The organism is Kordia sp. (assembly GCF_022447245.1).
Lineage (GTDB): Bacteria > Bacteroidota > Bacteroidia > Flavobacteriales > Flavobacteriaceae > Kordia.
Genome location: NZ_JAKVBC010000012.1, coordinates 23,150 through 37,397, shown reverse-complemented (window position 1 = coordinate 37,397; position 14,248 = coordinate 23,150). Strand labels below are relative to the sequence as shown.

At 33.8% G+C, this 14,248-nt stretch carries 13 protein-coding genes; 4 read left to right on the top strand and 9 right to left on the bottom strand.

The genetic code is table 11. The features are described from left to right. Positions 1-19 precede the first annotated feature (19 nt). On the bottom strand, positions 20-223 hold the full coding sequence (locus MK119_RS10040) for a membrane or secreted protein (protein WP_290677839.1): 204 nt from the start codon (positions 221-223) through the stop codon (positions 20-22). A 247-nt stretch (positions 224-470) separates the two neighbouring features. On the opposite strand from MK119_RS10040, the gene aqpZ reads away from it, so the two are divergent. Both aqpZ and MK119_RS10030 read left to right on the top strand, forming a co-directional pair. Then, complete coding sequence (gene aqpZ / locus MK119_RS10035; protein WP_290677836.1) at positions 471-1,151, top strand: aquaporin Z; 681 nt, start codon at positions 471-473, stop codon at positions 1,149-1,151. Between the two features lie 455 nt (positions 1,152-1,606). Then, on the top strand, positions 1,607-1,762 hold the full coding sequence (locus MK119_RS10030; RefSeq protein WP_290677833.1) for a hypothetical protein: 156 nt from the start codon (positions 1,607-1,609) through the stop codon (positions 1,760-1,762). Positions 1,763-1,990: 228 nt separating this feature from the next. On the opposite strand, the gene murB is transcribed toward MK119_RS10030, so the two are convergent. Both murB and MK119_RS10020 read right to left on the bottom strand, forming a co-directional pair. Beyond that, a complete protein-coding gene (murB, locus tag MK119_RS10025) occupies positions 1,991-3,010 on the bottom strand; it encodes a UDP-N-acetylmuramate dehydrogenase (protein ID WP_290678108.1) in 1,020 nt (339 codons plus the stop codon). Between the two features lie 22 nt (positions 3,011-3,032). Further along, positions 3,033-4,223, bottom strand: coding sequence for a pyridoxal phosphate-dependent aminotransferase (locus tag MK119_RS10020; RefSeq protein ID WP_290677831.1), 1,191 nt, complete (start codon positions 4,221-4,223; stop codon positions 3,033-3,035). Positions 4,224-4,456: 233 nt separating this feature from the next. Between MK119_RS10020 and MK119_RS10015 the strand changes: the two genes are divergently transcribed. Next, entirely contained in the window at positions 4,457-5,722 is a 1,266-nt protein-coding gene (locus tag MK119_RS10015; protein ID WP_290677828.1) for a PDZ domain-containing protein, read from the top strand. Positions 5,723-6,076: 354 nt separating this feature from the next. On the opposite strand, the gene MK119_RS10010 is transcribed toward MK119_RS10015, so the two are convergent. After that, complete coding sequence (locus MK119_RS10010; protein ID WP_290678106.1) at positions 6,077-6,502, bottom strand: DUF1573 domain-containing protein; 426 nt, start codon at positions 6,500-6,502, stop codon at positions 6,077-6,079. A 193-nt stretch (positions 6,503-6,695) separates the two neighbouring features. Between MK119_RS10010 and MK119_RS10005 the strand changes: the two genes are divergently transcribed. Then, positions 6,696-9,329, top strand: a complete 2,634-nt coding sequence (locus MK119_RS10005; protein WP_290677825.1) for a valine--tRNA ligase — start codon at positions 6,696-6,698, stop codon at positions 9,327-9,329. Between the two features lie 533 nt (positions 9,330-9,862). On the opposite strand, the gene MK119_RS10000 is transcribed toward MK119_RS10005, so the two are convergent. The 5 genes from MK119_RS10000 to ftsH all read right to left on the bottom strand — a co-directional run bounded on the left by MK119_RS10000 (position 9,863) and on the right by ftsH (position 14,242). Beyond that, positions 9,863-10,123 carry an acyl-CoA-binding protein gene (locus MK119_RS10000; protein WP_290677822.1) on the bottom strand — a complete coding sequence of 87 codons (261 nt, stop codon included), beginning with the start codon at positions 10,121-10,123 and terminating at the stop codon, positions 9,863-9,865. Then, positions 10,123-10,770: a phosphatidylserine decarboxylase family protein gene (locus MK119_RS09995; RefSeq protein WP_290677819.1), complete on the bottom strand. Its 648-nt coding sequence runs from the start codon at positions 10,768-10,770 to the stop codon at positions 10,123-10,125. Before MK119_RS09995 ends, MK119_RS10000 begins: the two co-directional genes overlap by 1 nt. After that, the gene (locus MK119_RS09990; protein ID WP_290677815.1) at positions 10,760-11,581 is read right to left on the bottom strand and encodes a phosphatidate cytidylyltransferase; all 822 of its coding nucleotides are present in this window, start codon (positions 11,579-11,581) and stop codon (positions 10,760-10,762) included. Before MK119_RS09990 ends, MK119_RS09995 begins: the two co-directional genes overlap by 11 nt. Position 11,582: 1 nt before the next feature. Further along, complete coding sequence (locus MK119_RS09985) at positions 11,583-12,191, bottom strand: LUD domain-containing protein (protein WP_290677812.1); 609 nt, start codon at positions 12,189-12,191, stop codon at positions 11,583-11,585. Positions 12,192-12,304: 113 nt separating this feature from the next. Next, complete coding sequence (gene ftsH, locus MK119_RS09980) at positions 12,305-14,242, bottom strand: ATP-dependent zinc metalloprotease FtsH (protein WP_290677809.1); 1,938 nt, start codon at positions 14,240-14,242, stop codon at positions 12,305-12,307. Between the last annotated feature and the right edge of the window lie 6 nt (positions 14,243-14,248).

Below are 14,248 nucleotides of genomic sequence, written 5' to 3'. Positions count from 1 at the left end.
TAGGAGAGGAGCTGACTATTTATTGGTGTTTTGATTCAGTACAGCTGTCAAATTGATCTGGAGTTTTTCCACAAAATCCACATGCTTCTCCATCTTTGTTTAACATTGGGTTTTGACTTGCGCAAGTTCCTGCAAACTTTCCATCCTTCTTTGCCCAAATTTTAATTGCAATTCCTGCAACACTTAGTAATAATAAACCAATTGTTAATAATGCAAGTTTCATACGACGTGAATTTTTTTGTCTTGATAAATCTGCGCAAAGATACGGTTTTTTGCAAAATTGCTATGTGTGAAAATTCAAATTATATATCAACAATTGCAAAAAGATAAAAATAAGGCTTCGAAAGTGATAAATAAAGGGAAGACGTTTATGGATGGTGTTTTAATCGTTTAATTGTTAGTAAGTTAAAAAGTGTTTTTAAATCATTTTTTTCTAAATTGAAGATACTAATCAATAAAACATATACATTATGAAGAAGTATTTCGCAGAGATTTTTGGAACTTTCTGGCTAGTATTTGGCGGTTGTGGAAGCGCCATTTTTGCCGCAGGATATCCTAACGTAGGTATTGGCTTTGTAGGAGTTTCATTAGCTTTTGGTCTTACTGTGTTAACTATGGCGTATGCCGTGGGACATATTTCGGGAGGACATTTTAATCCTGCTGTTTCCTTAGGACTTTGGGCTGGAGGAAAGTTTTCGGGGAAAGATTTACCCAGCTACATTATTTCTCAATTGGTAGGAGCTATTCTTGCCGCAGGAGCTTTGTATTTAATCGTTACAGGTTCTGATAAAGAAATAGTAGGTTTTGCCGCCAATGGATACGATAATTTGTCGCCAGATAATTATTCCATGATGTCAGCTTTTATTGCTGAATTTTTACTCACAGCATTTTTCTTATTAGTCATTTTGGGAAGCACCAATGAAAGAGCGCCAAAAGGATTTGCACCTATTGCTATAGGTTTGTGTTTAACATTGATTCACTTAATTAGTATTCCTATTACAAATACTTCGGTGAATCCTGCACGTTCTACAAGTCAGGCATTGTTTGCAGGTGGTGAATATTTGCCACAAACTTGGCTGTTTTGGGTAGCACCAATTTTAGGAGCCATTGTCGCTGGATTTATTCACAAAGCATTATTTGATAAAGAATAAATAAAAAATTATAAGATTACGTTAAAGTCCTGTTTTTCCCATGAAACAGGATTTTTTATGGAATAATATTTCCTATATCGTAAAGGATTATTCCCTAAAAAACAACGCCATGAAATATTTAGGAACACTTTGCCTTTTACTCTTATTTGTGTAAATACACAACATAATAATAAATGTAGGATGTATCTATTTTATAAAAAACCTCTTAGCAATAGGAGGTTTTTTATGTTGAATAGTAGTATAAAATGTATGCAAAAAACTAACTAGGTAGTTCAGCCTGATTTTTTAAAACAGGCTCATTCCCTCTAACGAAAAAAAGCAGTTTTGTGGAGATTTGTATAAGATTAAATTATTACCATCGATTGAGTAGCTACAGGTAATTTTTGAGTCTGAAGGTGGAACCGAAAAACCTTTTTAAAATAGAGTAGGACATTAACCTTTTAAAAAATAAAATTATGTCAACGTATAAATTAGATTTTAGAGCAAGACCAATTTGGAACAACAAAGAAGCACTAGCAATTGCAGTTTCTTATGTAGGTGAATTTATTGGACAATGGAAAACCATTAAAAATGGAGTGATGAGTGTAATTCAAGTACGATTCAAATATTAATTTCTAGTAATATCTAGTAACTTACTAAACAGAAAAGAAGCATCACGTGGAGAGGTGCTTTTTTTAATTAAGAATGAATAGCGAAATTAAAATGTAAAACGCTAAGTGTAAAATGAAAAAGTAATTTCAAACACTAAACTTAATGCAGTAATTTGATAATTAGTTTATAAGAACGATTCGAAAAAATCTAAAAGTGCTTGCACTGAGTGAACTCTAAGAGAAACGAGTCTAACCAATCACATTCACTTCAGCCTCAATTGCAATATTGAATTTCTCTAAAACAGTTTCTTGTATTTTTTTTGCTAAAGCTAGAATTTCTTCACCTTTAGCATTTCCATAATTCACTAATACCAAGGCTTGATTTTTATGAACACCAGCATCACCAAAACGTTTGCCTTTGAAACCACATTGTTCAATGAGCCAACCAGCAGGAACTTTAATTTCAGTGTCAGAAACTACATAATGTGGCGCGTTTGGAAACTTTTCTTGTAAAAGCGCAAACTCAGCTTTTGGAATTACAGGGTTTTTAAAGAAACTTCCACTATTGCCAATTTCCATTGGATCTGGTAATTTTCGTTGGCGAATAGCAATCACGGCATTACTTACATCTTCAATAGTAGGTTCCGTAATATTATTATTTGCCAATTCTTGTTGAATAGCTCCGTAGGAAGTATTCAATTTGTGTGATTTAGAAGTTAATTGGAATGCTACTGAAGTGATAATATATTTTCCTTTTGCTTCATTCTTGAAGATTGAATTTCGATAGCCAAAATTACAATCTTCAAGAGAGAATATTTTTTCTTCTTGGGTTTCTATGTCAATGGCTCTACAGTCTACAAAAACATCTTTCAACTCCACGCCATAAGCACCAATATTTTGAATAGGTGAAGTACCAACATTCCCAGGAATGAGCGATAAATTTTCAACACCTCCATAATCATTTTCAATGCACCAAAGGACAAACTCATGCCAATTTTCACCAGCTTGAATGCTAACAATAATTTCGCCTTGTAAATTTGTAGGCCCAATTACTTTTCCTTTAAAATCAATATGCAATACAGGAATATCAATATCTTTAGTTATGAGCATATTACTTCCGCCACCAAGTACAAAATATTCTGAAAATTGTGGTAATTTTAAGGCTTCAATCAATTCCTGCTTGTTTGAAACTGAAATAAAGTATTTTGCCTTGGCATCAATGCCAAAGGTGTTGTATTCCTTTAAAGAAACATTATGTTGTATTGAAATCAAATACTATTTTTTTTTATAATTATGCGTTGTAAACTTTCAAAGCTTCTTTTAAAATAGTGACTGCTGTGATTAAATCTTCTTTATTTAATACATACGCAATACGAACCTGATTCAATCCAATACCTGGCGTAGAATAAAATCCTGCTGCTGGTGCTACCATAATAGTTTTACCATTTAAATCGAATTTTTCTAATAACCATTGCGCAAAATCATCAGCACTTTCTACAGGCAATTCTGCTATACAATAAAAAGCTCCTTTTGGATTTGCAACACGAACACCATCAATCCTTTGCAATTCTGAAACAAGTGTATTTCTGCGTTCTACATATTCTTCAATCACATCATCAAAATAGCTTTGCGGAGTTTCTAAAGCCGCTTCACTAGCAATTTGTGCATAGGTTGGAGGCGATAAACGTGCCTGTGCAAATTTTAAGGCTGTAGCCATAAAATCTTTGTTCTTTGATACAATGCAACCAATTCGTGCACCACACATGCTATAACGCTTCGATACTGAATCAATTACAATTGCATTTTCTTCTAATCCAGCTTCTTGCATTACCGAATAATGAGTCAAACCATCATAAGCAAACTCACGGTACACTTCATCAGCAATCAAAAACAAATCATGTTTCTTAACAATCGCTGCTAATTTTTGAATTTCTTCTTTTGAATATAAATATCCTGTTGGATTTCCAGGATTACAGATTAGGATTGCTTTCGTTTTTGGTGAAATTAACTTTTCAAACTCTTCAATAGGAGGCAGTGCAAAATTGTCTTCCATTTTAGAAATGACAGGTACTACTTTTACACCTGAAGCCGTTGAAAAACCGTTGTAATTTGCATAAAAAGGTTCTGGGATAATCACTTCATCACCAGCATCCATAATGCTACCAAAAGTAAACAACAACGCTTCACTTCCTCCAGTAGTTACAATAATGTCAGTTGCAGATACGTGAATGTCGTTTTTAGCATAATACGCTGCAATTTTAGTTCTGTATTCTTCCGAACCTTCAGAGCGACTATACGCCAATACTTCAATATCATTATTTTTAATAGCATCAAGTGCTACTTTTGGAGTTTTAATATCTGGCTGACCTATATTAAGGTGAAATACTTTTGTGCCACGTTTTTTAGCATCTTCTGCATACGGAACCAATTTACGAATTGGTGATTGTGGCATGGCAATTCCTTTGTTTGAAATAGTTGGCATAGTCTTACATTTTTATGAGTACAAAAATGCAAAATATATTTTATAATTATAAGTGATTTTGCATATTTTCAACAACGTTAAAAAAGACATAAATTTCGTTAAAAAATACTATTTTTTGTATATTAGTATGTTACCAATTTCCCTCTATTAGTTTGCAAACACTGAAAAAACATATCATTCTATTTTTATTTTGCCTAGCCACATTTGCACAGGCACAAGGAAAGTTTAATATCATGGGCGGCAAGGAAAAGGCTTCTGTTGGTTTTAAATTGATTAATAATCTAATTATTATTCCTGTTGAAATCAACGGTGTAGAAATGTCATTTCTGTTAGATTCTGGAGTGAACAAACCTATCATGTTTAGTTTAAACCCAGGCGATTCACTTTCTATAGAACAGCAAGAACGCATTCACCTTCGCGGATTGGGTTCAGGAGCAGCTATAGAAGCTGTAAAAGCACGTTCAGATACGTTTAAGATTAACGATCTTTTGAAGCTTAATTTAGAATTGTATATCATTCTAGATCAAGAGATAAATATGTCTACACGTTTAGGTGTTCCTATACATGGAATTATTGGCTATGATGTATTTAAAGATTTTATTGTAGAAGTGAATTATAGTTCGCAAAAAATTAAGTTTTACGACCCAAAAACTTATAAATATCGAAAGTGCAGGAAATGTACAGATTTACCCTTGACATTTCGGAATAACAAACCATACATCGATGTTTCCGTTGCCATAGAAGAAAATACAGAACCTGACATTCCAGTAAAGTTATTGATAGATTCTGGAGGAAGTGATGCTTTATGGCTGTTTGAAGAAAAAGAAAAACGAATCACCATTCCTGAAAAGAAATTTGATGATTTTTTAGGAAGAGGTCTCAGTGGGAGTATTTACGGAATGCGATCGCGAGTGAAAAAGTTTAATATAGGGAAATTCTCGTTTGAAAATGCTAAAGTAGCCTTCCCAGATTCTACGGCAATTACGTATGTGAAAAACTTTAAAGAACGTAATGGAAGCATTGGTGGCGAAATTTTAAAGCGTTTCAAAGTCATATTCGATTATGGTAGCAAACGTATCAGACTTCGAAAGAGTCGCTATTTCTCAGATCCGTTTAAGTACAATATGAGCGGAATAGAACTCCAACACAATGGAATGCGAGTTATTCAAGAAGTAAAACAACGAAATAGTACCTTACAAACCAATTATGGACGTCAAACGGGCGCAAGTGATATCAATGTTGTATTTGAACATTATAATTCCTTTAGTTTGGTAAAAGCTTATGAAATTGCAGAAATTCGTAAAGATTCTCCAGCAGAAAAAGTAGGACTTAGAGAAGGAGATGTTATTGTATCTATCAATGGAAAAGTAGTGGATAAAATGTCGCTAAGTAAAGTTTCTGGAATTCTACAAGGAAAAGAAAACAAACGAATGCGTTTAAAAGTATTGCGAGGTGAAACAGTTTTGAAATTTGAATTCCGATTGAAAGAAGTGCTTTGATTGGTTAGTTGCCTCGTTTCACCAAGTAAATATGCTTTTACATTGTTAGTATTGACTTTTGCGACTCATCATTGCGAATACTGAGAAGCAATCATTTATTTCATAAAACAAATGTGGTTTACAAGAAAAAGACTGCCGCGTCATTCTTCCTCGCACTGACGAGTCATATGTTATTCACAAGCTAGTTTGATTCGTCATTACGAGGAAATATGACAAAGTAATCTGTTTTTGATAATATTAAAACTGTTCTTAGTAAGCCATTATCAAATTACTACATTTTCAAATTATCAAATCGAATACAAAAAAAAAAGCCTCATCAAATTGACAAGGCATCTTCACTTTTATTTTTCTTTACTATGATTCAATCTCTGATTTATCTTTCATCATAATACTTTTTGATTTGCTAGGATCAACAATTTTTCCTTTAATCTTGATCGCTTTTGTTGGCTCATCTGCATTAGAATAAACTGTAATTGTTTTTCTAATTGGACCAACACGCTTTGTGTCATACTTTACTTCAATAACTCCACTTTCACCAGGTAAAATTGGCTTTTCTGGTTTTTTTGGAATCGTGCATCCACAACTTGAATATACTCTAGTGATTACTAAAGGTGCAGTTCCTGTATTCTCAAATTCAAAAACACGTACACCATCAGCTCCTTTTTCAATGGTTCCGTAGTCTATCGTTTCTGACTTAAATTTAATCTTAGCGGTCTTTTCTTGTGCTTGTATAGCCATTGTAAAAAGACTAACAAATAATATCGTAAATATTTTTTTCATCATTCTTGTATTTAGTATTACCGTAAAATTAGTTGCTTATTTATAATTTTACAAAATTTATTTCACAAAAAACAAAGTAACTAGTATCAATTGCACATATTTAACAATTAAATGCAAAAGTGATAAAACACTTTTTAAATAGTACAGATATAAGTACTTTTGTCAACTTAAATATTACAAAAACAATACCAAAATGAGTATTCAGAAAAAGTATGATCCAAGTCAGATCGAAGACAAGTGGTACCAATATTGGATGGAAAACAACTATTTCCATTCAGAACCGGACGAGCGTGAAGCGTATACAATAGTAATTCCGCCACCAAACGTCACAGGAGTCTTGCACATGGGACACATGCTTAATAATACCATTCAAGATGTATTGATACGTCGTGCGCGTTTGCAAGGGTACAACGCTTGCTGGGTTCCAGGAACAGATCACGCTTCTATTGCAACAGAAGCAAAGGTGGTAAATAAGTTGAAGCAAGAAGGTATAAATAAGTCTGATCTAACACGTGAAGAATTTTTAGAGCATGCTTGGGAATGGACACACAAACACGGTGGAATCATTTTAGAGCAATTAAAAAAGTTAGGAGCTTCATGTGATTGGGATAGAACGAAATTTACTATGGACGACGATATGTCAGCAGCTGTCATCAAGACATTTGTTGATTTGTATAATAAAGGCTTGATTTACCGTGGATATCGTATGGTAAATTGGGATCCTGAAGCCAAAACGACGCTTTCTGATGAAGCAGTAATTTATGAAGAAAAACAAGGAAACTTATACTATCTATCGTATGCTATTGAAGGAAGTGACGAAAAAGTAACCATTGCGACTACACGTCCAGAAACGATTTTGGGAGATACTGCAATTTGTATCAATCCAAATGATGAACGTTACACACATTTAAAAGGTAAAAAAGCTATTGTTCCTTTGGCAAATAGAGTGATTCCTATTATCGAAGATGAATATGTAGATATCGAATTTGGTACAGGTTGTTTAAAAGTGACACCTGCGCACGATGAAAATGATAAAGTACTAGGAGACAAGCACAATTTGGAAGTAATTGATATTTTCAATGAAGATGCTACGTTGAATAGTTTCGGATTACACTATGAAGGAAAAGATCGTTTTGTAGTTCGTAAAGAAATCTCTAAAGAGTTAGAAGAAAAAGGATTCTTAATCAAAACGGAACAACATATCAATAAAGTAGGAACGTCTGAAAGAACCAAAGCTGTTATTGAACCAAGATTGTCAGATCAGTGGTTTTTGAAAATGGAAGATTTGGTAAAACCTGCATTAAAAGCAGTATTGGAAGACGAAGAAATCAAGTTATTCCCTAAAAAGTTTGAAAATACCTATCGTCATTGGATGGAAAACATTCGCGATTGGAATATTTCACGTCAGCTTTGGTGGGGACAACAAATTCCTGCGTATTATTTTGGTGATGGAAAAGAAGATTTTGCCGTTGCTGAAACCAAAGAAGCTGCCTTAGCTTTAGCAAAAGCAGCAACAGGAAATGAAAACTTAACTTTGGACGATTTACGCAGAGATGAAGATGCCTTAGATACGTGGTTTTCTTCTTGGTTATGGCCAATCAGTGTTTTTGATGGAATTCGTAACCCTGAAAACGAAGAAATTCAATATTACTATCCAACAAATGATTTGGTAACTGGTCCAGATATTCTATTTTTCTGGGTTGCTAGAATGATAATTGCTGGATATGAATATCGCGATATGAAACCATTTACCAATGTATATTTAACTGGTTTGGTTCGTGATGAACAAGGACGCAAAATGTCGAAGCAATTAGGAAATTCGCCAGATGCTTTGAAATTGATAGAAGATTACGGAGCCGATGGTGTTCGTGTTGGATTGTTATTAAGTTCAGCAGCTGGAAACGATTTATTGTTTGACGTTGCTTTGTGTGATCAAGGGAAGAAGTTTGCGAACAAAATCTTTCAAGCATACAACTTAACGCAGATTTGGGAAGTAAGCGAAGATGCAGCACAACCAGAAGTTGCAAAAATTGCTATTGAATGGTACAAATCGAAATTCCAAAAGGCATTATTAGAATTGGAAGATCAGTATAGCAAATACAGAATCTCTGATGCATTGATGATTACCTACAGACTTGTTTGGGATGATTTCTGTTCATGGTTCTTAGAAATGGTAAAACCAACGTACGGTTCGCCAATTGACAAGAAAACCTATGATGAGGTAATTTCTATATTTGAAGACAACTTAAAGATATTACATCCATTTATGCCATTCCTTACGGAAGATATCTGGCAGCGTATGGCAGAACGTTCTAAAGAAGAAGCATTGGTAGTTTCTAGTTGGCCAAAAAGTGCTGAAATTAAGTCAGAGTTGATAGCAGATTTTGCACTTATTCAAGACGTGGTTTCTGGAATTCGTAAGATTCGTAAAGAGAAAAACATTGCAAACAAAGATGCTATTTCACTAACGATTGTAAATAATGAAAAATCTACAACGGACTTAGATGCCGTAATTGCAAAACTAGCCAATGTAGAAAACATTAGTTACAGCGATGAAAAGCTGGAAGGTGCGTTATCATTCCGTGTAAAATCAAATGAATATTTTATTCCGATGGAAGGAAATATTGATGTGGAAGCAGAAATTGAAAAGTTGACCAAAGAGCTGGAATATGTTGAAGGTTCTTTAAAAATCGTTCGTAAAAAGCTATCTAATGAGCGTTTTGTAAACAATGCGCCTGAGAAAGTTGTTGCTAGCGAAAAGAAGAAAGAAGCAGATGCTATTGCCAAGATTGAAACTTTAAAAGCGAGTTTGGCTTCTTTGAAGTAATGTATCAATATAGCAATGTACTAGTTTGAAAATGGGCGTTCGCGGTAGCTCACTTTATGTGAAATTCGCTAGCGCTCATTTTTTGTTAATTTGTTTTTTACTTAGGCAAACTGTCTTTCGCCATGCTGAGCTAGATTCAGCATCTCATCTAGTCACTTAATTTGGTAGTTTGGAGATTGATTATAGTGACTGTAGTAAAATCTCAACACTAATTCTCATACTGTTTAAATTCCCAACAAACGTTACTTAGAGAGACAAATTTTCGCTTTATTGTATCGAGAAATACTATGAAATACTGCAATTGCCAAATAGATTTCGATACAATTTTTTGTCTCTCAAAATCACTCGACCTCAAGACAGGTATCTTTGAAAATAATTTTTCAAATCATTAATAAAAGCTAAAAATCCTCGTAAATTTAGAAATTATTAAAAGTGAAAGTAAAGCAGATATGGCTGTCAAAGTAAAAAAATATAACAGGTAAAGCCTATTCTAAAAGCAAAGTGTATCTAAAAATCTAAGATTAATAGCGAATCTAATCTCCAAAATACGAATTCACCAATTGAATATATTCTTGTTTAGCCTGTTCAGGGGAAATATCTTGAGTTTGTAACAATGCGTTCATTTTAAAAGCATTGATAATTGGACGACTACTACTAGGTTTACCATCATTATTGGTAGCACGTTTATAGTAGGCGTACAATCGCAACAAAAAATCTGCAGGAAAAGAATCCGAGCAGTTATTGACGCGTTCTACAGCTTCAAAAAATTCTATGTCTAGTTGAGAAGTACCCATTATTTCATAGCAATTACATCGACGCCGCCTTTTACGGTTTGATTTAGTTGTACGTTAATATTTGTATCTAAAGGTAAAAACAAATCTACACGTGATCCAAATTTGATAAATCCTGCATCCTCGCCTTGTATAGCTTGATCGCCTTCTTCAGCATAGTTTATAATTCTTCTCGCCAATGCACCAGCAATTTGTCTGTATAAAATTGGTCCGTACGTATCATTTTCTACCACAATTGTTGTGCGTTCGTTTTCTTCAGACGATTTTGGATGCCAAGCCACTAAATATTTACCAGGATGGTATTTGCTATATTTTACAGTTCCACCAATGGCATAACGAGTAACATGTACATTGATTGGAGACATGAAAATTGATACTTGCAAGCGCTTCTCATTAAAGTATTCTTTTTCAAAAACTTCTTCAATTACAACCACTTTTCCGTCAACAGGAGCAATGACATGTGCATCATTTTGAGGTGTAACACGTTTTGGGTTTCTAAAAAATTGTAGAATTAAAATTAAAAATACTACTGCAATACCTTGCAATAGATATTTCATCCAAGCAATATCAATTTTATCTGCTGTAAGCACCACAGCAGCCACAATAATAAATGTTACAATGATAATTTTATAGCCTTCTTTATGAAACATAATGTAATATCTTTAAAAACAAATAAATAAATGGTGCTGAAAATATCATGCTATCCAATCGGTCATAAATTCCGCCGTGTCCAGGCATTATAGAACCGCTATCTTTTACGTTTGCTTGTCTTTTAAACTTTGATTGAATCAAATCACCAATGGTTCCGATAGAACTGATGATGATTGCCATGATGAGCCAGCTGCTAAAACTCAGAGTTTCTGTAAATTTAGCTATAAAATAACTAGCAATACAAGAAAAAAGCAAACCGCCTAAAAATCCTTCTACTGTTTTCTTTGGCGAAATGCGCGCAAATAGTTTTTGCCTTCCGAAATTTTTTCCTGTTAAGTATGCAAAAGAATCATTCACCCAAACCAGAATAAAACTACCTAAAATGATGTATGGTTCGTAGGTTTCTGTAGCATTAGGTATTAGTAATAAAAATGCAAAACTACTACTCATATAAAACGTAGCAAGCAAGTATTTTTTATATTCAAACTGAGGAATTATTTTTTTACTAAATAAATCTCGAATGAGAAATAATGACACAAACATAGAAAACACTAAAAGAATGAGTGTTGCTTCCTCGATTTTTATTTCGGGTTGTAATTGTTTCCAAAATACAAAAACGCTAAGCGTTACTAAAAAGATGATATATTGAACAAAGCCTTTTAAGTCAATGAGTTTGCTAAATTCATACATACACAATAAACCAAAAATGGTAAATACAGCAAAAATAGCTGATTGTGAGTAATATACTGAACAAATTAATAGGGTTACAAAAATTAATCCAGTTAAAGATCGAGTTAAAAATTCTTTCATTCTACAGGTCTTCCAAGAGCAGCAAATATAAGTTTTTTGAGCTACTTCCATACGATAAAAAGTCCTTTTCTTGCTGTACTTGAAAATGCTTGATCGTAGTAATGTTACTTGGAATATTAGATTTGTATTTATTTTTAATACCGCGTAATCCTTCACCAATAGTAGTAACCAATTGGCTTGTTGTAGCCAGAATGACAAAATTGTCAGGTAAGTCGTTGAGCTTTTTTTCTTTAATTTGTTTAGAACAAACTAAAATGGAACCGTTATCAGCAATTAAATATTCGCAAGCAGACAAATAAAAGCTCGCATTCATGTTAATGCGAGAAAATTTCATGTCAAAATTGTCAAATCGCTCTTGTAGTTCATTATCAAAACACAATACATCTTTTTCTTCCCAGTTGTTTTCTAAAAGAATACTTTCTAAGCTATCGTATACATCGGTATAAGAGTCACAGTATAGAAATTTCCCACCGTTTTTACGAAAATTGATCGTAAAACGCTCGTCAATAGGAAGTTCAATTTGTGGCATATATTTTCCGCGCTCTTCTGCAGGATTCGTATCCTGTTGAGGTTTGGATTTGGAGCCGAAAATTTTTTTGAAAAGACTCATAGAGTCAATTGTAATTTATGATTTGGAAAAATTAATGTAAAGATAAAAAATCTCGAATTATACTAAAGATAATTCGAGACTTTTTAAAGAGAAATATTTCGTGAGTTCAGAATTTACTCTTCTGAATCATCTGCACTGTCAGATTTTGAAAACGGTCTCTCGCCGAAAATTCCCTCCAAGTCATCTTTAAAAATAACTTCTTTTTCTAAAAGTAATTCCGCAAGCTTTGTTAACTTATCTTTATTTTGCTCTAATATTTGAAGTGCTCTATCGTATTGATTTTCTACAATTTTAGAGATTTCTTCGTCTATGGTCTTTGCGGTTTCTTCACTATATGGTTTAGAGAAACCGTTGTCGTTGCCACTTGAATCGTAGTACGTCAAGTTTCCAATTTTTTCATTCAAACCATATACAGTTACCATGGCGCGGGCTTGTTTGGTTACTTTTTCCAAATCGCTTAACGCTCCAGTAGAAATCTTGTTAAATATTACTTTTTCGGCAGCACGTCCTCCTAAAGTAGCACACATTTCATCTAGCATTTGTTCTGTACGTACCAACATACGTTCTTCTGGTAAATACCAAGCAGCTCCTAAGGACTGACCTCTAGGGACAATGGTAACTTTTACCAACGGAGCAGCATATTGCAATAACCAACTTACTGTAGCGTGTCCTGCTTCATGGAAGGCAACTGTTTTCTTTTCTTGTGGTGTAATGATTTTATTTTTCTTCTCTAGTCCACCTACAATTCTATCAACAGCATCTAAGAAATCTTGCTTTTCAACCGCTTTCTTTCCTTTTCTAGCAGCAATTAAAGCAGCTTCGTTACAAACATTGGCGATATCTGCTCCAGAGAAACCTGGTGTTTGTTTTGATAAAAAGTCAGTATCTAAGTTATCAGCTTTTTTAAGTGGCTTTAAATGTACTTCAAAGATTTCTTTACGCTCTCTAATGTCTGGTAAATCTACATAAATCTGTCTGTCAAAACGACCAGCACGCATCAAGGCTTTATCTAAAATGTCTGCACGGTTGGTTGCTGCCATTACAATAACGTTTGTATTGGTACCAAAACCATCCATTTCAGTTAATAACTGGTTTAATGTATTTTCACGTTCGTCGTTAGAACCTGTAAAATTATTTTTTCCACGTGCACGGCCAATTGCGTCAATTTCATCAATAAAGATAATTGCAGGCGATTTTTCTTTGGCTTGTTTAAACAAGTCACGTACTCTCGAAGCACCAACTCCTACAAACATTTCTACGAAATCAGAACCTGAAAGGGAGAAAAAAGGTACCTTTGCTTCTCCAGCTACTGCTTTTGCTAATAATGTTTTACCGGTTCCTGGAGGTCCTACTAATAAAGCTCCTTTTGGAATTTTTCCACCTAGAGAAGTATATTTTTCAGGATTCTTTAAGAAGTCAACAATTTCTTGTACTTCTTCTTTTGCTCCTTCCAATCCAGCTACATCTTTAAACGATGTTTTCATATCTGTTTTTTCATCAAATAGTTTTGCTTTCGATTTTCCAATATTGAATATCTGTCCGCCTCCACCGCCAGCGGCTCCACCAGACATTCTACGCATAATGAAAATCCAAACTCCAATGATTAATACAAAGGGTAAAATGCTAAAAATAAAGCTAGAAATGGTATTGTCTTGCTGATCGGAAGCAATTTCAAAGTCTAACTTCTCTTTTTCTTTTACTTGGTTTAGAAAATTTTCAAAATTTTCAAGGTTTAAGTATCTGATTGAAAAATCAGGATTATCACCCATCATGAAAATACCGGATCTTCTATTGAGAATTCCTTTGTAAATATCTTTATCATCTGCGCCATCTTTTAAATAGATGCGCGCTTCTTTTGTATTTGTTACAACCTCAATTTTCTTAATATCATTGTACTGAACAAGTTCTTTAAATTTTGAAAAACTTACTTTATCAGCAGATCCAGAATCATTAGAAAGTATTAAGAAAAGGAGAAAAACTCCGATTAAACCATAAATCCAATATGGACTAAACTTCGGTTTTTTTGTCATGTTATTGTTGTCTCTTGCCATTAAATT